This window comes from Leptospira broomii serovar Hurstbridge str. 5399 (genome assembly GCF_000243715.2).
GTDB lineage: Bacteria > Spirochaetota > Leptospiria > Leptospirales > Leptospiraceae > Leptospira_B > Leptospira_B broomii.
The window spans coordinates 1599032-1619929 of record NZ_AHMO02000008.1; the positions used below are offsets into that span (position 1 = coordinate 1599032).

At 42.9% G+C, this 20898-nt stretch carries 19 protein-coding genes; 8 read left to right on the forward strand and 11 right to left on the reverse strand.

Features of this window, described 5'->3' with window-relative positions; genetic code table 11:
• Positions 1–111: 111 nt before the first annotated feature.
• The 9 genes from LEP1GSC050_RS13080 to LEP1GSC050_RS13115 form a co-directional block, all read right to left on the reverse strand.
• Positions 112–1578 (reverse strand): NADP-dependent isocitrate dehydrogenase, encoded by a 1467-nt coding sequence (locus LEP1GSC050_RS13080; protein WP_010571657.1) that lies wholly within the window; start codon positions 1576–1578, stop codon positions 112–114.
• Positions 1579–1831: 253 nt separating this feature from the next.
• Positions 1832–3016 (reverse strand): molybdopterin molybdotransferase MoeA, encoded by a 1185-nt coding sequence (locus LEP1GSC050_RS13085; RefSeq protein WP_010571658.1) that lies wholly within the window; start codon positions 3014–3016, stop codon positions 1832–1834.
• A complete protein-coding gene (gene moaCB / locus LEP1GSC050_RS13090; RefSeq protein ID WP_020987526.1) occupies positions 3013–3927 on the reverse strand; it encodes a bifunctional molybdenum cofactor biosynthesis protein MoaC/MoaB in 915 nt (304 codons plus the stop codon). The genes LEP1GSC050_RS13085 and moaCB overlap by 4 nt, the downstream gene beginning before the upstream one ends.
• Positions 3928–4150: 223 nt before the next feature.
• Positions 4151–4327, reverse strand: a complete 177-nt coding sequence (locus tag LEP1GSC050_RS20980; protein ID WP_010571659.1) for a hypothetical protein — start codon at positions 4325–4327, stop codon at positions 4151–4153.
• A 258-nt stretch (positions 4328–4585) separates the two neighbouring features.
• Entirely contained in the window at positions 4586–4999 is a 414-nt protein-coding gene (locus tag LEP1GSC050_RS13095) for a nucleoside-diphosphate kinase (RefSeq protein ID WP_010571660.1), read from the reverse strand.
• Positions 5000–5008: 9 nt separating this feature from the next.
• On the reverse strand, positions 5009–5491 hold the full coding sequence (gene coaD / locus LEP1GSC050_RS13100; RefSeq protein WP_010571661.1) for a pantetheine-phosphate adenylyltransferase: 483 nt from the start codon (positions 5489–5491) through the stop codon (positions 5009–5011).
• Entirely contained in the window at positions 5488–6699 is a 1212-nt protein-coding gene (locus LEP1GSC050_RS13105; protein WP_010571662.1) for an argininosuccinate synthase, read from the reverse strand. The genes coaD and LEP1GSC050_RS13105 overlap by 4 nt, the downstream gene beginning before the upstream one ends.
• Positions 6700–6860: 161 nt before the next feature.
• Complete coding sequence (locus LEP1GSC050_RS13110) at positions 6861–8423, reverse strand: DUF2779 domain-containing protein (RefSeq protein WP_010571663.1); 1563 nt, start codon at positions 8421–8423, stop codon at positions 6861–6863.
• 76 nt (positions 8424–8499) lie between these two features.
• Positions 8500–9657: an ACP S-malonyltransferase gene (locus LEP1GSC050_RS13115; protein WP_010571664.1), complete on the reverse strand. Its 1158-nt coding sequence runs from the start codon at positions 9655–9657 to the stop codon at positions 8500–8502.
• Between the two features lie 277 nt (positions 9658–9934).
• On the opposite strand from LEP1GSC050_RS13115, the gene LEP1GSC050_RS13120 reads away from it, so the two are divergent.
• From LEP1GSC050_RS13120 to LEP1GSC050_RS13155, 8 genes are read left to right on the forward strand one after another with little or no spacing between them, the layout of a single operon-like run.
• Positions 9935–10867 (forward strand): ABC transporter ATP-binding protein, encoded by a 933-nt coding sequence (locus LEP1GSC050_RS13120; protein WP_010571665.1) that lies wholly within the window; start codon positions 9935–9937, stop codon positions 10865–10867.
• Between the two features lie 12 nt (positions 10868–10879).
• Positions 10880–11608, forward strand: a complete 729-nt coding sequence (locus LEP1GSC050_RS13125; RefSeq protein WP_010571666.1) for an ABC transporter permease — start codon at positions 10880–10882, stop codon at positions 11606–11608.
• Positions 11605–13542 (forward strand): motility-associated ABC transporter substrate-binding family protein, encoded by a 1938-nt coding sequence (locus LEP1GSC050_RS13130; RefSeq protein ID WP_010571667.1) that lies wholly within the window; start codon positions 11605–11607, stop codon positions 13540–13542. The genes LEP1GSC050_RS13125 and LEP1GSC050_RS13130 overlap by 4 nt, the downstream gene beginning before the upstream one ends.
• A complete protein-coding gene (locus tag LEP1GSC050_RS13135; protein ID WP_010571668.1) occupies positions 13532–14626 on the forward strand; it encodes a hypothetical protein in 1095 nt (364 codons plus the stop codon). The genes LEP1GSC050_RS13130 and LEP1GSC050_RS13135 overlap by 11 nt, the downstream gene beginning before the upstream one ends.
• Positions 14623–15252 carry a hypothetical protein gene (locus LEP1GSC050_RS13140; protein WP_010571669.1) on the forward strand — a complete coding sequence of 210 codons (630 nt, stop codon included), beginning with the start codon at positions 14623–14625 and terminating at the stop codon, positions 15250–15252. The genes LEP1GSC050_RS13135 and LEP1GSC050_RS13140 overlap by 4 nt, the downstream gene beginning before the upstream one ends.
• Complete coding sequence (locus LEP1GSC050_RS13145) at positions 15249–16649, forward strand: UDP-N-acetylmuramate--L-alanine ligase (protein ID WP_010571670.1); 1401 nt, start codon at positions 15249–15251, stop codon at positions 16647–16649. The genes LEP1GSC050_RS13140 and LEP1GSC050_RS13145 overlap by 4 nt, the downstream gene beginning before the upstream one ends.
• Positions 16646–17671, forward strand: a complete 1026-nt coding sequence (gene pheS, locus LEP1GSC050_RS13150) for a phenylalanine--tRNA ligase subunit alpha (protein ID WP_010571671.1) — start codon at positions 16646–16648, stop codon at positions 17669–17671. The genes LEP1GSC050_RS13145 and pheS overlap by 4 nt, the downstream gene beginning before the upstream one ends.
• Positions 17672–17681: 10 nt before the next feature.
• Positions 17682–18101, forward strand: a complete 420-nt coding sequence (locus LEP1GSC050_RS13155) for an acyl-CoA thioesterase (protein ID WP_010571672.1) — start codon at positions 17682–17684, stop codon at positions 18099–18101.
• A gap of 32 nt (positions 18102–18133) precedes the next feature.
• Here LEP1GSC050_RS13155 and LEP1GSC050_RS13160 read toward each other — a convergent pair whose 3' ends face one another.
• Together LEP1GSC050_RS13160 and LEP1GSC050_RS13165 are read right to left on the reverse strand one after the other, a co-directional pair.
• On the reverse strand, positions 18134–19885 hold the full coding sequence (locus tag LEP1GSC050_RS13160; protein ID WP_232225715.1) for a DUF389 domain-containing protein: 1752 nt from the start codon (positions 19883–19885) through the stop codon (positions 18134–18136).
• A 73-nt stretch (positions 19886–19958) separates the two neighbouring features.
• Positions 19959–20897, reverse strand: coding sequence for a fumarylacetoacetate hydrolase family protein (locus tag LEP1GSC050_RS13165; RefSeq protein WP_010571674.1), 939 nt, complete (start codon positions 20895–20897; stop codon positions 19959–19961).
• Position 20898 lies beyond the last annotated feature (1 nt).

Below are 20898 nucleotides of genomic sequence, written 5' to 3' on the forward strand. Positions count from 1 at the left end.
CCATTAGACTCGAATCGACTGAGGAGGAAGAGTTTACGTTTTAAAAAAGAAGTCGAGTACTTAAAGCATCCAAATAAGTTAATTAGCTTACTTAAATGCTTTTAATATTCCTTATTCGCCTTGTCCGAGAGAAAATGCACGCTTTCCTCCGAATTTATACAGGTTTTCGGTTTGGATGCTATCTAATCCCGCTTCCGAGATTTTTAAGAGAAGTTTTCCTATTTGTTCAGGTTGGATTTTTATAAAACCGTCTCCCATCTCAGAGTCCGGGGTATCGGGGTGTATAAATCTGCATCTCCAGTGATCGGTTAGAAAGGTCTCGGGTGCTCCGTTCGGATATACTTTTACGCCTCGATTAGTAATCATACGAAGTTTTAAATCTGAGGATAGGTTCGAAAGTTTCTTACCCAATTCATCGGGTGATCCAGATGACCAATCCAAGAAGATGTCCACACCGACCAACTCCTTCATTATCGGGATTCTTTTGTACTCGGGAATATGAATGGCTTTTGCTTTCCCGAATGAAATCGGTTTAAATCTTTCCGGCAGATGACCTAGGTTTCCGATAACTGCTTCAGAAAATTCTTTAGTACCCACTTTAATCCGGCTGACTCCTGCCTTGAAAATATCTCCGGTGTGAATTCCTTCTTCAATCGTCAGAAGCCATGCATTTTGAATTTTTGCAGCGATATCCGGCTGACCTAAATGAACAAGCATCATAACTGCCGCGTTTAAGAGGCCGGACGGGTTGGCCATATTTTTTCCGGCGATATCCGGAGCGGAACCGTGAATGGCTTCAAACATGGAGACAATCTGTCCTATATTCGCCGATCCCGCCATCCCGACGGATCCGGCCACCTGCGCAACGATATCCGAAATAATATCTCCGTATAAATTTAACGTTACGACAACATCATAGACTTGCGGACGTTCCGCTAAGTGCGCGGCGCCGATATCGATGATTTCGGTATTCGATTCTATATCCGGATAATCTTTCGTGATCTCTTTAAACACGTCATGAAAGAGACCGTCGGATTGTTTCATGATATTGTCTTTAACCATCGCGGTGACTTTCTTTCTTCCGTATGCCTTTGCATATTCGAAAGCATAACGGATGATTTTCTCCGATCCCGGACGCGAGATCAATTTAAGACATTGTACTGTGTCGGTGGTTTGTTTATGTTCGATTCCGGTATAAAGATCCTCTTCATTTTCTCGAACAATCACTACGTCGAGAAGAGGATGTTTGGTGTCCACGTACGGATATAAAGAAACGCAAGGGCGAACGTTTGCAAAAAGACCGAGGGTAGTGCGGACAGTAACATTTAAACTTTTATAACCTCCGCCTTGGGGAGTCGTGATCGGGGCCTTTAAAAAAACTTTCGTTTCGCGGAGTATGTCCCAGGCAGAAGGTTCAATTCCGGCGCTATGTCCCTTCTTGTAGACTTGCTCTCCGATTTCTATAAAAACCGGTTCGATCTTCGCTCCGGCTGCTTCCAAAATCCGAAGAGTCGCATCCATTATCTCCGGTCCGATTCCGTCTCCTTTCGCTACGGCAATTCTTTTTTTAGCGGTCATGCTAGCCCTCCCGGCTATACGCTCATTTGAATAGAACGTAAACGTTGGTCAATCCGGATTGCTAGTTAGCGATTCGAAGCGGGATGAAAGTATTTTCTATTTTAGTGATAGAATGGGAACTGATTACCGATTGATTGGGTGTAGCCAAAACGGACCCGCGATTCAAAAACGATCGATCGGAATCTATATTATTTGAATTTCTTAGTCTTTACTCCGGGAAAATTTCCGGACATGAATTGCTTGTACTAGAATATTACCAGGCTCGAAATTCGACAAAATCACCGACTTCAATCGATTCGCTGTTCGAGGGATGTAAAGCGATTCCATCCGAAAATAATCCGGCCCGAATATCCCCGCTCCCGTTAAATAGTTTGGGCGAAACGCCTGTTCTGTCGCTAGTTTGCAGGACTACTGGAAAATATTCGGAGAGTTGGTTCTTCTTTTTTCTGGATCCTAAGAACGGAACCCGTAAAGGTTGTTCCGAATTCATACCTAAAAATTTTCGAATATAAGGTTCTACGAAAATACGAGCGCATACTTGGACGCTGAAAGGATTCCCGGGTAATCCAAAGACAGCGGTCCTCTTTCGTTTTCCGAACCAAATCGGTTTACCCGGCTTTATCAAAACCTTATGAAACAATTGTTCTACCGATAAACTTTTTAGAACAGGGGGAATTAAATCTAGGTTCCCCATCGAAACTCCCCCCGAGAGTAAAAGAATATCCGATTCTAATCCTTTTGTGAGGGCCTCGCGTATTTTAGATTCGTCGTCGGGTACTAAAGTAACGAATTCGGGTTCGATTCCGAATTTGAATAGAAATGAAAATAGAGAATAGGAATTGGAATCCCGAATTTGCCAAGGCAAAGGGTCTTGCTCGATCGATACGACTTCGTTCCCCGTCGAAACGATGCTAATTTTTGGAGGCGCGGAAACTTTAATATCCCGTTTCCCGAGAGAGGCTAGCAAAGAAATCGCGGCAGTCGAAAGCGTTTCCCCGCCCGAAAATACAAGATCCCCTTTTTTAAGATCTTCGCCTTGTAGCGCTATATTTAAGTATTTCTTTATAGACTTGGCTTCGAACCGAATTTCACCGGCCGTATTTTGTTCTCTACTATCTTCTACTTTAATGACTACGTTTAACCCGTCAGGAACGGGAGCTCCAGTCATGATCCGGACGGCCTCCTCTTCCGGATATAGATCGATTGACATACCTGCGGAGACTTCTCGCCTAAATTTGTAGATGCGATCCGGAGAAAATCCTTCTTCGCGAATGGCAAATCCGTCCATCGTAGCCCTATTGAACGGAGGATAATCTCGATCCGCATTAACGGATTGGGCAAGCACTCGTCCGATCGCATCCTTTAGCGAGACTGTCACGGAGGATGCAGATTCGACTTGATTTAAGATTCGGGAAACCGCTTCCTCTACCGAGATCAATGCCCTTCTCCTCGCATCATTTTTTTTGCATGGAAGATTGCCGGAAGAATCGCTTGCAAACTTTCCTTGGCTCCATTCGTACTTCCAGGTACACAAATGACCAAAGTCTTTCCGATTCTTCCTGCTATCGAACGGGATAACATTGCAAACGGAGTTCGATCCTGCCCGAAGGCTCTCATGGTTTCCGCGATCCCGGGAATTTCCTGTTCTAGGATACTTTTGACCGTATCCGAAGTATTGTCTCGAGGTCCAAGTCCGGTTCCTCCGGAGGTTACGATTAAATCCAGTTTTTGATCGGCCCAACTTAAAATAGTCTTACGAATTTCCTCGGGCTCATCCGGAACGATTTTTTTTTCCGCTATTTCCACGCCTTGTTCTCTTAACAATTCTTCGATTGCAGGACCTGAACCGTCTTCCCTCTTTCCCGAAAAAGTGGAATCGGAACATGTTAGAATTGCAGCTCTTGAACCTGCGGCAAATTTTGTGATATGGGAATCGCTCTTGCCTCCTTTCTTTTCCAAAAGACGAATGGCGGAGATTTCCAATTCCTTATCTATCGGTTTAAGAAGATCGTAAATAACAAGCGCCGCGATCGAGACTCCTGTCAGGGCTTCCATCTCGATTCCGGTTTTTCCTATCGATTTTGCGGAGGTAAGAATTCGAATTGCATTCTTTTCTTGAAGAATCTCGAATTCTACGGAAAAGAAATCTATCGGAACCGGATGGCAATGAGGAATGAGTTCCGATGTTTTTTTGGAGGCTAATAGAGCCGCGGCCTTTGCGACTTCGAAAAGATCGCCCTTAGGAAGATTGTTTTGCCTGATCCTCGCGACCGTCTCCGACTTGCAAAAGACGAATCCTTCCGCTTGCGCGGTTCTTAAGGTAACTCGTTTTCCCGTGATATCATTCATTGGTCTTCTCCGATCTATTCGCAGCCGCAATGAATCAAGAGAACCATCTCCATATTAAATCACCAAGGATTTTATTCTTAAAAAATAAATCTAACGAGCTAAAAAGCCCGGCGTTGAATTTCAAAAAAGAAGTTAGTAAAATTCGGAAATAATCGAAGAAAGAGCGGCCAGATTCGGCCATCTTAAGAGTCTTTCGATTTGCTATGGTTTGAAAAGGAAAGTTTTATTCGCTATCGAGGTCGATATCCGGACGATCGCCGGCAAACTCTTCCTGAGAGTAAATCACTTCTAAAACATCGTCCATCCAATCCGGAGCACTGCTTGATAACGGATCGTTGATCCGATATTTTTCTATAATGCGACTATGCTTTAGGATCTGTTCCTTGGTTGTAGCGTTCATATTATTAGCTTCGGTCGAAACGGGGAAAAGATTTCGCCTACCTTGAAAAAATAAGGAAATATATTTCTAGAAAGTACAAGGATTTTTTGTAATTCTTACTAGAAAAATTCCCGATATCTCGTCGAGTCTTAACGGCATTTGTGGAGTTTTCGTATATCAGACGTTAAAAGAAAAACCCGATGCCTTCCTTCGAAAACATCGGGATCTTCATTAATGGTTCGATTCTCGGACACTAATTCTAATCGAAGAAGCTAGGAATTAGAATAATTCGTTACCTTTGAAGAAAAAGCTGATTTCAAGAGCCGAGTTATCGTCGGAGTCGGAGCCATGAACCGCGTTTGCTTCTTTACTTTCCGCAAATAGAGCTCGGATCGTTCCGGCGGCAGCTTCCTTAGGATCGGTCGCTCCGATAACGTCTCTCCAATGCTGTACTGCATTTTCTCTTTCGAGAGCAGCTGCAACAATCGGTCCGGAAGACATATAATTGCACAGATCATTGTAGAAGGGACGAGCAGAGTGAACTTTATAAAATTGCTTAGCGTCTTCTAGAGAAAGTTTGAGGTATTTCAGTCCGAGAATCTTGAATCCTTCTTTTTCGATCCGTTGAAGGATGTCTCCGACGTGCTTATTTTTTACACCGTCGGGTTTAATCATAATAAACGTTCTAGCCATTGGTTTTCCTTATTTCGATAGTTTTTTTAGTAATGCTTTGCTTACGATATCCGGTACTTGGGCGGAGACATCGCGGCCGTGTCTTGCTACTTCCTTAACGATCGTCGAAGATACGAACGAATATTCGTTGGAAGACATGAGAAAAATTGTTTCAATTTCAGGAGCCAGTTTCTTATTCATTAGGGAAATTGCATACTCATAATCGAAATCGGTTACCGCACGGAGTCCCCTAATGATACTCTTTGCACCACGCTTTCTGCAATAATCTACGGTTAATCCTTCGAAGGTATCGATTTCCAAATTAGACCAACCTTCCGTAACCTGACGAATAAAACTCAATCGTTCTTCGATCGAAAAAAGGAAGCTTTTACTCGAGTTTACGGCAACCCCGATGATGACTTTATCGAAGAGACCCATGGATCTCTGAAGGATATCCACGTGGCCGTTTGTAAGCGGGTCAAAGGAACCGGGGTATATTGCAATTCTTGTCATTTTTTTCTTAATCTCGCTGCTTCTTTAGCGGGAAGTCCGTACAAATTTATAAACCCTTCGGCGTCTTTTTGGTTATAGAGCTCTTCTTTTTCGAAGGTTGCCATTTCAGGATTGTACAAAGAGATTTGGGATTTTCTCCCTACGACCGTCGCGTTCCCCTTATAAAGTTTTAGTTTTACGGTTCCTGTGACAAATCTTTGCGTCTCCGAAATAAAGGCTCGAACGGCGGCCATCCGAGATGAGAACCAATGTCCGTTGTATATGAGTTCCGCTAATTCGATGGAAAGTTTATCTTTATGATGCTGCGTATCCCGGTCGATAGTGATAGATTCGAGATCTCTATGTGCGTGAAATAGGATCGTTCCACCGGGAGTTTCATAGACCCCTCTAGATTTAATTCCCACGAGTCTGTTTTCCACGATATCGACGCGGCCGATCCCGTGCTTCCCGCCCAACGTGTTAAGGGTCTCCATAACTTCTAGCGGATTCAATTTTTTGCCGTTTACCGCGACACAGTTCCCTTCTTGAAAATCCAATTCCACATATTCGGGAGAATCCGGAGCCTTCTCGGGAGAAACCGTAAGCAAAAACATATCTTCGTTAGGTTCTTTGTACGGATCTTCTAAGATTCCACCCTCGTAGGAAATATGCATGAGGTTACGGTCCATCGAATAGGGCTTTGAAGCCGTGACTGGCACGGGAATTCCTTTTGACTTTGCATATTCGATAAGGTCGGCGCGTCCTCCGAAGCTCCAGGTCCTCCAAGGAGCTATAATCTCCTTTTCGGGAGCCAGAGATTTAAACGCTAGTTCGAACCGGACTTGGTCGTTTCCTTTCCCCGTTGCTCCGTGTGCGAAGGCATCCGCTCCTTCTTTTTTACCGACTTCGGCCATCGCTTTCGCGATAAGCGGACGTGCTAAAGACGTTCCTAACAAGTAACGCATTTCGTAAATTGCATTCCCTTGGATGGCCGGAAAAATGAAATCCCGGGCGAACTCCAACCGAAGATCTTCGATATATACTTTTGACGCCCCTGTTTTAATTCCTTTCTCTTCCAATCCGGTCAGTTCTTCTTTCTGGCCGACGTCGGCGGTAAAGGCTATGACTTCGCAGCCGTAGGTTTCTTTTAACCAGGTCAAGATAACAGAAGTGTCCAATCCACCCGAGTATGCGAGTACGATCTTTTTAATATTCTTTTGAGCCGCCATTCTAAAGGATAGGGAATTCGGTCGAGCCCATCCGACAAGTCAGATTTTAGCTAGATACGGAACTCTTTATATCAACGGTTAAGCGATCTGAGGTCGCAGGAAAATGAACCAAAAGGCTCTTAAACGAACGATTTAAATATTGCTGGAGATTTGAGCGAAGATTAGAGTTTTGGAACCCAATCCAACTTTTCGGAAAGCTTTCGAAGTATGAGTACAAGCGCGTATGTGTCCATGCGACAATATTTCTTCAGGTCTGATTGTACTTTTTTTCTCTCTTCGTCGCTTACCGTTTCCGTTTTTATCCGTAAGAATTCCGAATTTGCCAGATAGCCGGCATTGATGGTCAAACTTTTATAATTCTCACCGGTTAACACCGGAAGAACGGATTTAAGGGAGGTCGTTCCGTTTTGGTCGGGGTGATAATAATCAAAATCCCAGAATGGCAGGGCTAAGTCCAGAAAGTCAGATTCAATGGATTCACACCAATTTCGGAATTCGGGAAAAACTTGTACCGATTCTTTGAGACAACGCTTTTCGAATGTGTCGTTGAACGCTAGAATTGTGCCTCCGGCGCTGACCTTATCGGAGAGAGATTGTAAAATACCCAATCTTGGATCGATAATGTTGTCGTCGATGTATGAAAATTCTTCAGGTTCTTCATTTAAATTACTGCGAAGAACATGAAGAGAAAATAGGAACGGGATATGTTGAAATGGATTGGATTTTTGATAAATCGGTACAGGAGGGTTAATGGTTTCGAAATCCAAGAAATACAGCGGAAATCGTAATTTATCCATAAACTCCAGCAGCTTCCCCTTATTAAGATATTCTCTTCCGCTTTTTATGGCATTTATTTGGATTTTTTGTCTGACGGTAAATTCGTCATAGTCGACGATTTCGGAAAGATTTCGAACTCCAGCATTCCACAGACGAAGTGTTTCTTCTTTACCTTCTCTTAACGAAAATAAATCTCCTGGCGGGGCGTCCGATAGGCAATTGTCCGGATAATGGCAGCTTCGAGGATGTTCGCAAGATTTTACGTTTGCCCTGGGCGGGAGCGAAGTCTCTTCCAGGACTTCCAACATTCTAAATGCTCGTTCCCTAGTAATGGGTAGAGCGGCCAAAGATTCCTTGCTAACGTCTTTGCGGATAAAGAGGGCGTTTTGATCGACGTCTCCTCCCTGATATAAATACTTAGAATTCAAAAATAATAATGTACTCTGAGCTACGTGAAAGCCCGCTTCCTCCATGACCATTCTTAAAAAAGACAATTCTTGCGAATAAGATTTCTTCATCGAGGAAGAAGCCTTAACCACGACGATCTCCCATCCGTCTAGCTTAGGGAGGAGAAAGTCCGCCCTGAAATCGAAAAAGTCGGTTTGCAATGCCGCTCCTCGAACGGCTTCGTTTCTGGCTAGCATCGCTCTAGTTGTTCGGTCGTTATATCTGGCGTGAATCGCCTCGGGATAAAATCGATTCGCGATTTCCCGCAGAATCGATTTTTGCTTAGGTGAAATATATTGATTCTGTGCTTCGGCCGATTTTGCGGTCGGATCTTTGACTTGTATCCAAAGTTTCAATTCGCAATGGAGTCCGGCCTGGTAAGCCGATCTTCCTAAGAGAGGAAGACCTTCCTCTCTGTACGGAGCCAGAACTTGAAAAAGTAATTTTCTGCGAATATTCTCGGGAAAAAGAAAGGAGAACCGCCTTGCAGCGGTTCTCACAAATCTTGGAAAACTAACCCGGAGGGCACTCAGGTTCGTAACCTTATCGCCACGGAATTATCGCGGCGAGCTTGGCTTAAGCCAAAAGGACCTTAATGTCTTTTGGACTAGATGCACTGTAAATTTTGTTTTCGGACGCTTCTAAATTCGCTTGGGTTAATTTCTGAGAAACGACGCTAGGCCCGAAATCTATACCTACTAATTTAGGGGTCTTTGCGAAAGTCGTTATCGCTTTATTCCAATGTAGAGCTTTGATCAGAACTTCTCTGAACAAAGGAAGAGCTACGCCCGACTCGTTCTGAAAATTTCGTCCGTCAAAAATCGAGAAGACCGGAATTTTTAAATCGGACCCTTTATAAGCAAAACCGATTCTTTCCATATCCTTAGGAACGGAATTTTCAGTGCCTTCCATTAACGGACAATGAAAAGGGGCGGTCGTTCTGAGATATACGAATTTGATTTTTCGTTCATCCATCTCGGCTTTGTACTTTTTGCGAAATAGAAGAAGTTTATCGGGATCGCCGGAAATGATATTCGAATCCGGAGTGTTGTAAAGAGAAACGTAAAGTGATTTCAATCCAGTGAGTCCTAACTCCGAATTGATTGCCTTGACTCTTTCATCCAATTCGGTCGGGGAATAACCGATTACTGCGACCATCGGAGCCGGTTGCTTATCGCCGATCTCTTCGTTGCCTTTCAGTAAATCTTCAGTCGGGCTGAATATCCCGTATTGCTCTTGAGCGCGATATCCGAGATATAGAACGAACTTCAGGAATTTTGAAAATTCTTTGTAAAATTCCGAGCCCTCTTTGCCGAGTGCGATCAATACCGCAGGGATGACACCTTGGCTATGTCCTGTCGCACCTACCGCATTCGATACCAATTCGGATGTCGGAAATCCTTTATGAGTCAAAGAGACGTAATTTCCGACCTGGGTTAGGAAGATTCCTACGATGGAAACGGTGGCGCTGCAAAGGTAACTTTCATCCGGAGCGGATTCAGGATTCTTTAGCCAGGATTCGAAGTCATAGCCTTGAGGGATGTATTTTTTATCTAGGTGTGGAAGTTCTTCCGCAAGAGATTTAAAGGCGATATCGAAGAATTCCTTTAGGGATGGGTCCGATTCATAGAGCTTGGAAAGTTCTTTTAACCAAGGAGATCCTTGTCCTCCGAATTGAAGGAATAGTCGATTGCCTTGTGCTTTGGCTTCGTTCAGGAAGTTTGCTATTGCCATGGAATGCCTTATACTGTAGTCGTTAAATGATGCTTTCCTTCCAAGCCTGGGTTTCGCAATTCTTTTTTCCTCTTGTTTTAAATCGATAGTTATGTGTAAGGAGAACGATCGTTCCAGTCTTCTTACGCATAATTTCAAATTGACCTCGCATTAATTCGGAACAAACTAGTATACGGGAAAATGATTGACCCCGATCCCTCGGTGTGAGGTATTCTTCCCCAAACCCATCTATAAAGAAATTTCTCCAATCTCCGGTATTTCCGGAAAAGAAAGCAGTATGATAAAAGTAAGGAACCTTTCCAAATTTTACGGAAAGAAACTGGCAATTGACCGGTTGAACTTTGAACTGAAAGAGGGCGAGATCGTCGGCCTTCTCGGTTTAAACGGCGCCGGAAAAACTACAACCATTCGAATTTTGACGGGATATCTGATCGCGACCGATGGAATCTGCGAGCTAGATGGTTTGAATACCTTCGAGCACCCTCTTCAGGTGAAGAGAAAAATCGGATATCTTCCCGAAACTCCCCCTCTTTATCCCGAGCTAACGGTATCGGAATATCTGGTCTTTGCTTCGCGAATCAAACAGATTGATGAAGAGAATATCGAATCCGAACTCGAAAGAGTCTGTTCATTAACCGACCTCTCCAGCGTAAAAGATAAGGTAATCGAAACTCTTTCGCTCGGATTTAAAAAACGCGTCGGTATCGCGCAAGCGATCTTGGGAAATCCGGAAGTGATCATTATGGACGAACCGATCTCGGGTCTGGATCCGAAGCAAATCGTCGAAATCCGAAGCCTGATTCAAAACTTGCAAGAGAAACACACGATTTTGCTTTCGAGTCATATTCTTCCGGAAGTTTATAAAACGTGTAATCGGTTTCTATTCCTTCACAATGGGAGAATCGTGTATCAATGCGATCGATCGGAGTTGGAAAAGGAAATGGAAAATCTTTCCGGTTTGGAAGTAACGCTTTCGGGTAAACCTAAAGCGGAGATCGAAGCCTACCTGACCGGGATTTCGAATAAAGTCGGGGCTACGATCCGTTTTGTAGGAGAAGAACCGCAAGGGATTACTTTTCTAGTTAATACCGGATCGGAAAGAAAGTTCAAAGAGGAACTTTATTTCGGAATTAATTCTTCGGGAATCCTGCCGGAATATATACGTAAGCAGGACGTGACCCTGGAACAGATCTTTATGAACAAAGTTTAAGGGACAATATTGATGTTTCGTAATATAAAATGGATTTTTTGGAAGGAAGTGAGGGTATTCTTCGGGACCTATCTTGCTCCTTTAGTATTAGGTGGTACGGCGTTCTTAAATTCCCTTTTTGTCCTGATCCTTAATTTCAATTCTGGGACGAATTATGCGGAGACGACGGTCGTAACTTTCATTTCCTTTATGAGCACGATTTTAATCGCAATGCTTATTGTGTCTATGGGATCGATTACGGAAGAGAGAAATCGAGGAACTCTAGAGTTACTCTTTACCTCCCCCGTAACCGACTTGGAAATCGTAGTCGGAAAATTTTTATTCGGTGCCTTTGTTTGTTTGATCGTTTCGGTCTTGGTAGACGGACTCTTTCCATTATTCTTATATTTCTTTTGGAAAGCTCCTTTGTATATCGTCGCTTCCGGAACGATCGGAGTTTTTTTACTCGGGTTGTTTACGTTTGCAGTGGGTTTATTCGGTTCAAGTTTAGGAAAGAATCAGATGATATCCATGTTGATTTCCATTATGATTTTGCTGACGCTCTGGGTAATAGGATTCTTCTCGTATCTCTTCGATGCGGTTACTAGGAAAGTTTTATTTCATTTGCACATTTTTTCCCATTTTATCGGGTTTTCGAAAGGAGTGCTTCCTTTGAACAGCATCGTTTTCTTTTTGAGCGGAACAATATTCTTTTTATATTTAACGGTCAAAGTTCTCGAATCTAGGAGGTGGAGAGGATGAAGAACGAATTATTTCGCAGAATTCTTTCCTGGGGATCCATCCTAGGCTTACTTCTTTTCTTTCCGATTTACGATAGCTTGATTGCAGTCGGTTCTAAATTAGGTTTTTCTTTAGGAGTTCTGGCCCTTTTCGTCGCAGCCGGAAGTATTTCTTTTTTAATTCCTAAGAAAGATGAAAAGGATATGAACCAGTTGGCTTCATCCGGACTGGGAATCGGTGCATTAGGAATTTATTTCTTACGATCTTATTTGGAAGATTTTGCTCTCCAAAAGGGAGGCGCCGCTCCCGTCTGGATCTCTTCGGTCCGGGAATTCCTATTAGTAATTTTGGTCCTTTTCGTTCTCGGAAGTTTTTTTCTAGGTTTATTAAGAGAATGGGAAAGGGAATCGTTAGGCGCACAATCTAGTTTAAAATCGTCAAAGCAGGGGCTGATTCGCGACTTCCTTTTAGGAACAGGCATTTTACTCTTGATTATCATTTTGGCGAACTACGTTTCGACCATCAGAAATCATAATTTCGATTTAAGTTCCCATGGACAATTTTCCTTTTCCTTAGAAGCAAAAAAACTTTTGAAACAGCTTCCGGAAGGCGAGATAGACGTGATCGCCTTTTATCCGAGGCCTTTGGAAAGCTCGCCAAGTTCGGATAAGTCGAATTCGCTAGCTTTACGGAGAATTCGTCCTGATCTCGAAATCTTGTTGGGTCAGCTTACCTCAATTCACCCTGCATTTAAAGTTAAGTTCATTAACGCGGATGTGGAATTGGACGAACTCGCAGATTTCGGTCAGGTTTCGAACGGGATAGTACTAGTACGCTTCAAGAAAAAAGGGGCTACTGCCGTTGAAAAATTTCCCGAACAAAGGATCAGTGTAAAGGATAAGTCCGACCTGGAAGATTTTGAAAGAAAATTCGTTCAAGCCGTTGTTAACGTGACCACCAACGAGAGAAAGATCTACTTTACGGAATCGAACGGTGAGCGCTATTCTCAAGTATTTCAAAATTTACCAAATGAAAGATTAAATCGACTCAGCGCAGGTTTGGCGTTTTTGAATTTCAAAGTTTTCGGCCTGGGATTCAAAGACGGATGGCCTCCGAAGGTTCCGGATAATGCCGATCTTTTAGCGATTACAGGACCGACCGTACCGTTCGGTCCTGAGGCGCGAGCCGCAATCTTGGATTATGTTGTGAAACGAAACGGTAAAGTTCTGATTACGATCGAACCAAAGGGAGGAGAAACTTTCGATTGGCTTTTACAAGAAGCCGGCTATAGTTTTATTAAAACCGGTTTTTCTCAGGTTCCATCCCAACCGGGAGTTATCGTAACTAAATCCTTTCGTAAGCATCCGATCGAGGAATCTCTTTCCAAGAAAGATCTGGGGGTAGTATTTCCGTATTCCGGTTATTTCGAAGCTAAGGTTGCTCCCGGAAATAAAAAGGAATTCGATTCCTTTATTCTACTAGAAAGTGGAGGAGACGCCTATCTCGACCCGAATCAAAACGGCAAACAAGATCCGGGAGAAGAAAAAAAGAATCTTCCGATCGGGCTAGTTCTTCAAACAATCCAGAAAACCGAAACTTCTCCAGCAGACGTGGTTCCGGGAGCTCCTCCGATTCCCTCTATTCCGAACGATTCCGCTGTTAGAGAACAGGGAAGAATAGTTATTTATTCCGGAACTTCTTGGTTAACCGATCAGTATCTTCCTTTTGCGGCAAACTATGAACTTGCTAGCTCTTCGACCACTTGGATGTATCAGAATTTAAGTCTGCCTGCAATTGCCCCCAAGAAAGAAGAGATACAAACGGTTTCGCTGACCGACGGGCAAAAGAGGGCGGTGTGGATCTTGGGAATGTTCGTCTTTCCTGGTTTAATTGCAGGATTAGGTTCGATTTATGTGATTCGAAGAAGAAAAATCGGGAGGAAGGATGAGAACTAAACTCTACCTTCTTTTCGGTTTGGTCGCTCTTCTGTTTATCGTATTTCTTGTATTAGAAGATCGAAAGGAAGATCTAACTGAAATCACGTACTGGAAATTGCCGCTTGATAAGTTGGAATATCTTCCTCCGAGCAAGGAATGGATCGATGAAACGGGAGAAAATTTCTATAAAAACCCTTTCTCCATCTTTTTGAAAGAAGGCGTCAAAAAAGGGGGACAATTCTTTTTAGTTTCCTCTTTGGATGAAGAGACAGGAAAGAAGATAGAATACGAAGGCGGATATAACGCTGAAAATACGTTTCGCGATTTAGGGCAACTTAAAGTAAAAGATTCAGAATCACTCGCCGAAGGAGTTACGATATCCTCTTCGTTGGATTTGGGAGATGGAGCTCCTCGGTTAATTTTATACTCGGGAAACAGAACCAAGACTCTCCGTTTCGGTAAAAAGCATTCGAACGGCTCTACTCGTATCGTACTAGAGGAGGGAACACCGCGCGCTTTACTGTCGGCTTATTCGTATATTTTCGATCGATTCCAAAAAGGGCCGGACGATTTTCGCCAGAGGCAACTTGTCTTTCCCGGAAAGGAATCGGTAAAGGAAATTTATTATTTGGACGAAGGCGGAAAGCCTGTCCGTATTGATAACCATCCGTATCAGGAAAACGGAGCAAAACGCAACTATTGGCGACGGGTTTCGGGAAAAATCATATTATTGGATCCGAACGTAGGTGAAGACTTATATCGAGCTACGATTAATCTAAAAGTAGAGTTATATCCGGATCAGGAAAACGGAGCAGGCTTTAAAGTCGGCAACTTACTATCCCCTGAAGGATCGAAGTCCCAATTTTCCTTGGCTACAATGAAAATTTTGTTAACCGAAGGTGACGAAATTACATTTCGTTTTCATAAACCGACTGAAATCGGGGACAAGAAATACATTCCTACGATCAGAATTTGGAACGGAATCTTTAAGGAACCCCCTTTTTACGTGACAGAGGAATCCTTCCGTAAAATCAAAGAGAGTGCGGGCCTGATAGAGTTGGCAGTACCGAAAATTTCGCTTCCACCTCCGAAGAAAAAATGATTCCAATATCGCAAATAGAGTCGGTATCCGAAGTCGATAAGGTAAAACTTTCCTTATTAGAAAGGCTATTTCGATCTCCCGAGGAGGCGTTCGATTTATATCTAAGAGAGCCGCTTTTAGGTCGAAAGGAATTGTTTCGATTGCATTATGCCCTTTGGATTTTAGGGCCGATCGCAAAATTTTCGGGCAATGTAATTCGCATCGCCTTTGAATGGATTTTTGCGGAAGAAGTAAGTACTACCGTGTTTTCCGGCATGCTTGCTTCGATTATCGCTTATCCGATTATACTATTCGTAGTATTTCAACTGGACGTTCTTCGAGTATTCTACAGAAAGATAGATCGAACGAAAGGGGAAAGCTTTCCTCCTGCAGACGTTTTAACGATCGCTTTCCTTCCATTTTCCGCGTCTTCGATTTTTTGGATTCTACCTTCGCCTTTCCATGCACTCTTTATAGGCATCGCCTTCTTATTTTCCTATTATCTTTGCTTTGTAGGAATGAGGAGAGTCAGCGGTTCTGAAGCCAGAGAATTCTTAATTTTCTCTTTAGCATCCGTTGCATATTTGCTTAGTCTTGCTCTAGTATTTACGATCGTATATAATATCTTTAGGACGCTTTTAAATTGAAGATTCATCTGATCGGAATCGGCGGCATTGCCATGGGGAATCTCGCTTCGATGCTTCGAAGTTTAGGCCATGAAGTTTCCGGTTCGGATTCGGGTGTTTATCCGCCTATGTCCGACAAGCTAAAGGAATGGGGAATTCCTTATGCCGAAGGATTCGATCCCTCCCGTCTAAAGGGAAAAGACTTAGTCGTAATCGGTAATGCGATCTCTCGCGGAAATCCCGAAGTAGAGGAAGTTTTAAACGGAGGCATGGAATATGCGTCCATGTCTTCGGCTTTGGAACGCTATATTTTAGCAGGGAAGAAAGTCGTAGTGGTAGCGGGGACTCACGGTAAGACCACTACAACGTTTTTGATACATCATTTGCTCAAGGAAGCCGGATTGAATCCCGGTCTTTTTGTGGGTGGAATTCGTCAGGATGGTTTTCCCGGTTTTGAATATTCAAAGGGAGAATATTTTGTCATTGAAGGAGACGAATACGACACGGCTTTCTTTGATAAAGCTTCTAAATTTCTGCATTATCGACCTTTGTACGCGGTATTAAATGCATTAGATTTCGATCATGCAGATATCTTTAAGGATATCGGAGAAATCGAAACGATGTTTGCCCGCTTACTGCGATTAGTCCCAGGAAAAGGAAAAGTTTACTATTGGGCGGGCGCTGCTAATCTAAAAAAACTATGTAAGGATGCGTCTAAGTTTTTACGTTCGGAAGCGTTCGAGTATAATAGAAAGGAATCTGTTCTCTCTTGGAAGAAGGGAAATTTGGTTTCGGGCCATCGAGTTCTTCGTCCTCGTTTTTTTGGGGATCATAATTATAGAAACGCCGAAGTGGCGCTACGGGTTTGTGAAGAAATCCTAAAAAAGGAAGGTAAATTGGATCCAAGGTCGATCTTGCTGGACGCGCTGGAAAAATTTCCAGGCGTTAAACGACGTCAAGAGATCTTATTCGAATCCTCCAAAACGATAGTGATCGAGGATTTCGCTCATCATCCCGTAGCTGTGCAAGAGACGATTAAATCGGTTAGAAAAGCTTTTCCGGATCATAAGATCATTAGTCTTTTTGAACCTAGAAGTGCGACATCATATAGAAATGTTTTTCAAAAGGAGTATTCCTTCGCGTTTAACGGCTCAACGGTAACATTTATTACGGAAATCTTTAATTTGAAAAAAGTATCCAAGGAAAATCGGCTGGATGTAAAAAAACTGATTTTAAAGCTCCCGAAGCATTCGGGAACCTTACCGTTCTATTGTAAGGATCCTAAGGACTTGATTCTGAAATTAAGGAAAATCCTTCCCCAATTCGAAGGGGAGAAAATTCTGATCTTAGCTATGTCCAACGGGGCTTTTGGCGGAATTTACCCTTTACTTAAGGATATTGCGGGATCAAGAAAATGAATCTATCGGAAGAATTGGACAAGATCTATTCGGAAGCAACCGGCCTCATATCGTCCTCAGCCGACGAAGCGGAATTGGATAAGAATAAAAACGAATATTTAGGCAAGAAAGGTAAACTTACTTCCGTTCTAAAAAATCTGGCCTCGCTTTCTATCGAAGAAAAAAAGACGATAGGCGGAAAGGCAAATGATCTTTCTCGAAGATTGGAAGAATTCGTCGTGCAAACTCGCGAGAATTTAAAATCGAAGATATTCGATGAACTTGCATCTAAGGAATGGTTCGACGTTCTACGCCCGACCGGTTCGGCCGAACTTGGTACATTGCATCCCATCTCCCGTATCCAGTACGTAGTGGAGGATATTTTTACTTCGATGGGATTTGAAATTTGGGACGGTCCCGAAGTGGAAACCGACTTCAATAATTTTAGCGCACTTAACTTTACGGAAGATCATCCGGCAAGAGATATGCAGGATACATTCTATTTGGAAGACGGTAATTTACTTAGGACTCATACTTCTCCCATCCAGGTTCGTGCATTACGAAAATTGAAACCTCCATTTAGAATTATCGCTCCTGGCAGGGTTTTTAGATATGAAGAAGTGGACGCTTCTCATGAAACATGTTTCTATCAAATAGAAGGAATGGTCGTCGGAAAAGATATCTCGGCTGGAAACATGATTTATACGATGGACGTTCTCCTCTCAAGAATCTTCGAGAGGGAAGTTAAAACGCGCCTTCGTCCGGGTTTTTTCCCGTTTGTCGAGCCTGCTTTCGAATTGGACATTAACTGTCAGGTTTGCGGCGGTGTCGGTTGTTCGGTTTGCAAACACTCCGGCTGGTTGGAACTAATGCCCTGCGGTCTCGTGCATCCGAACGTATTTAAATTAAACGGTCTGAACCCGGAAGAGTGGACCGGTTTTGCATTCGGACTCGGCTTAGATCGGCTCGTGATGATGAAATACGGAATACATGATATTCGATATCTGCATTCAGGTAATCTCCGCTTCCTGAAGCAATTTTAAGGAACGTTTCGTGCTTATTACTCCGATTCAGACCCGTTGGAATGATTTGGATCCCTTTGCGCACGTAAACAATTCGAGATACGTCTCTTATCTTGAAATCGGGCGAGTCGATTATTGTCAAAAAAAATTCGCCGTCAAAGATATTTACGATGTCCCGTTTCTACTTGCCCGAATAGAGATCGACTTGCTCAAACCTGTGGAACTACAACATCAAGTTGAGGTCGTTACTTGTGTCTCAAAGATAGGAAATAAATCCTGGGAATTTACGTCTATTGTTCGCGAACACGATACGAATGTTCACTTTGCAAAAGCCAAGACTATACAAGTTTCGTACGACCATCGGACGAAGAGTTCCATACCTATTCCCGATTGGATTCGTAAAATATTAAACGAAGATCTTGATGAGTTCCCTATAGGGTTCAACCCTTGAGACCTAGTTTTAAGGCTAGTCGGATTGTTTACTTAAAGCTGCTTGTAATGCCACTTAAACTTGCAATTCTCCGAATCTGAGGCGGATAAGCTGACTTTAGCTTGCTCCCAGGGTTTTATCCAAGTCTCCCAATTTTTTGGATCGTCTTCCGATGGAGCTCCATCCGGAGGATTTCCGAAATATACTTCTATCCCCAAAGTTGGATGAGCGGAAATCTTTTCCAGTACTGAAACGAATTCCCGGCGGATTTCCCCTTTGGATACCATGGAACTTCCGCAACCAATCGAACCTCTGATTCCGCCGACTCTTCTTAGGCCGATTTTATCTAAATTTCCGGCAATCGGATCGAATTCTTTTGCAAGAGAGGATGCGAGCATTTTCTCCGTTTCGGAGGATAATGGCTGTCCGACATATTCGATAACGATCGATTGAATGCCTTCTGATCGAATCTGTAGATTAATGTCTATAGGATAGCCGGCCTCTTCAGGAAAACGTTTAGAAACGATATCTCTTGCGTTATTCACTATATTTTGAATCTCTTTAGCGTTACTTTCATGTCGAGACCGATCGAAAAATTCGTTTTCCATCAAATCGGATAATCGAGTTTGGTGAGTATCACTTTCTCGCTGGACTCGTACTAGATTAATCCCAAAACGAATGTCGGGAAAGTTGGCGGTCAGTTCTTCGTTTAAAGATTTTGTTAATCCGATTGGCGGTTTTCGAGAATAAAAGACTAACGTTCCCGATACGTTTGCTCGGGTAAATACCAGAGTTTCGCTTCCGCGAACGAAACTTAGGTCTCCAAGCTGAGCTAGTTTACTTTCCAAAAAGCTACGAACTTCCGCTTTCTGTTTGAGTAGAAATATCGAACTGAATATCGGATAAGAAAAAAGTAAAATAAGCAAACTAGGGAATACTACCCGATTTTCTAAAGAAAACTGCGATTCCAATCTTTGCCATAATTTAAAAGAAGAAAGGAACTGATACAATTGCTCATCCTTGCTTCGTCGCGATGAAAGAAGATGAATGACGCTAGGAATATCGCATTTTTTAAAAACGGCATAGAAACAGATCGCTCCAGTAACGACGACTACCGAAATGTTCGTTAAAAATGTAAGTAAGGCGCCTTGGAGAATATCGGAGCGCATTCCGACTCCCAGCCCGAAGCCGAGCATACAAAGCGGTGCAAGCAATGTTATACCTAAAATTGTTCCTACTCCTACCTTATAGTTGTCTTTGGTAGTTCGAATCGAAGCGATAAAACTTAACAAACCGCAAAAAATACAAATCAAAAAATAAGAGATATTAGGACTAATCCTACTTAATAGTTCCGGGTTGATTTCGCGAACGGAAGAAATCCAACTCAATAGAGCGGAAGTAATAATGGTTAAAAGGCAGCCTATTATTAGATTTAGAATGGACTTAATGCTAAGATAAACATCTCCGATCGCAAAGCCCGCGCTAATACCGGTTACCGGCCGCAAAAGCGGGGAGAGCATCATTCCCCCAATTAGAATTGCAGGACTGGCAAGCATCACTCCAAGAGTTGCAATTCCGGACGAAGCCGTTAAGAATAGCCAGTAACGAATTGATAGAATTTGCGCTCCATCATCTATGTCCCTAAGTGCGAGGAGCGCTTCTTCCTCATTGATATCGAGTACCTTCCGAACTTTGGAGAGTAAAAATTCAAGCCCATCGTTCACCCCATTTTGATATGAACGGGGTTTATACGTTTCGAAGGCCGCAAACATAAAGGCTGAGGAACGTTTCTTCGGGCTGGCCACGACCCGAGAGTTATATTAAAAAAATTATGAAAGGCAAGACAAAAATCTTTGACTGTGGAAGTAAGAAAATCGTTTATTCTCCTCCTACGAACAATTTCATCATGCCGACGTCAATGGACCCGTCGTCGGTTTTTAATTCGGCTTCTATCCGATCTCCATTCTTTAGATAACGTCGATTCTTTGATTGATTCCGAATAAAAATCCGCATTACTTTCTTTTCAGAAAAAAGAAGGGTCGCGATTTTTTTAAGTAAGCCGCCCGGGGCTGTCAAAGCGACTCCTGAAGGAGTTCCTGTTAAAATTAAGTCTCCCGGATAAATATTCATTAAACCGGAAAGTTCGGTTAAAGTTTCTGCGGGAGAAAATATCATGTTCCTCAAATAAGAATATTGTCGAACTTCATCGTTTACTTTCAAACTGATGCAAAGTTCAGGGATTCGTTTTATCTCGTCCGAATTTAACAAAACTACGAATGGTCCGACCGGGCAAAATGTTCTGTAACTTTTCCCTTTGAACCATTGCCCTTGCGGAATTTGAATGTCCCGCGCCGATATATCGTTCGCTAACGTAATTCCCGCTATATACTCGTGTAGATTTTCTTCGGTCACTCTAATGGAGTTCAAAATAGGTTTTCTTACGATTAAAGCCATTTCGGCCTCGTAATCCAACAATTGCACTTGCTTGGGTCTAACAACCTCTCCGACTGCCGGACTTAGTGAAGAACTTGCCTTCATAAAGAAAAGGTTATAATCTTTGTCCGCCGGATTCATTCCAGTTTCTTTAATATGTTCCGTATAATTCTTCCCCTGGCAAATCACATTACAGGGCGAAGTAAAAGGTGAAAGCAATCGGATGTTTTCGAAAGGTATTTGAGCGCTCGACGATACGGAAACTTTCCAGTTAGGTTTAAGAAAATCGGTTATATGATTTCCCTGGATTGGAATTACCGAATCGTTCTGGACTAATCCCCAATTTTCCGAGCCTGCATATTCGAATTTACAAATTCTATACATT

What these genes read in the sequence shown, in the direction of transcription:
- LEP1GSC050_RS13080 (WP_010571657.1), bottom strand. Translation starts at nt 1,578, where the DNA reads ATGACCGCTAAAAAAAGAATTGCCGTAGCGAAAGGAGACGGAATCGGA.
- moaCB (WP_020987526.1), bottom strand. Translation starts at nt 3,927, where the DNA reads ATGAATGATATCACGGGAAAACGAGTTACCTTAAGAACCGCGCAAGCG.
- LEP1GSC050_RS20980 (WP_010571659.1), bottom strand. Translation starts at nt 4,327, where the DNA reads ATGAACGCTACAACCAAGGAACAGATCCTAAAGCATAGTCGCATTATA.
- LEP1GSC050_RS13095 (WP_010571660.1), bottom strand. Translation starts at nt 4,999, where the DNA reads ATGGCTAGAACGTTTATTATGATTAAACCCGACGGTGTAAAAAATAAG.
- coaD (WP_010571661.1), bottom strand. Translation starts at nt 5,491, where the DNA reads ATGACAAGAATTGCAATATACCCCGGTTCCTTTGACCCGCTTACAAAC.
- LEP1GSC050_RS13105 (WP_010571662.1), bottom strand. Translation starts at nt 6,699, where the DNA reads ATGGCGGCTCAAAAGAATATTAAAAAGATCGTACTCGCATACTCGGGT.
- LEP1GSC050_RS13115 (WP_010571664.1), bottom strand. Translation starts at nt 9,657, where the DNA reads ATGGCAATAGCAAACTTCCTGAACGAAGCCAAAGCACAAGGCAATCGA.
- LEP1GSC050_RS13120 (WP_010571665.1), top strand. Translation starts at nt 9,935, where the DNA reads ATGATAAAAGTAAGGAACCTTTCCAAATTTTACGGAAAGAAACTGGCA.
- LEP1GSC050_RS13125 (WP_010571666.1), top strand. Translation starts at nt 10,880, where the DNA reads ATGTTTCGTAATATAAAATGGATTTTTTGGAAGGAAGTGAGGGTATTC.
- LEP1GSC050_RS13130 (WP_010571667.1), top strand. Translation starts at nt 11,605, where the DNA reads ATGAAGAACGAATTATTTCGCAGAATTCTTTCCTGGGGATCCATCCTA.
- LEP1GSC050_RS13135 (WP_010571668.1), top strand. Translation starts at nt 13,532, where the DNA reads ATGAGAACTAAACTCTACCTTCTTTTCGGTTTGGTCGCTCTTCTGTTT.
- LEP1GSC050_RS13140 (WP_010571669.1), top strand. Translation starts at nt 14,623, where the DNA reads ATGATTCCAATATCGCAAATAGAGTCGGTATCCGAAGTCGATAAGGTA.
- pheS (WP_010571671.1), top strand. Translation starts at nt 16,646, where the DNA reads ATGAATCTATCGGAAGAATTGGACAAGATCTATTCGGAAGCAACCGGC.
- LEP1GSC050_RS13165 (WP_010571674.1), bottom strand. Translation starts at nt 20,897, where the DNA reads ATGTATAGAATTTGTAAATTCGAATATGCAGGCTCGGAAAATTGGGGA.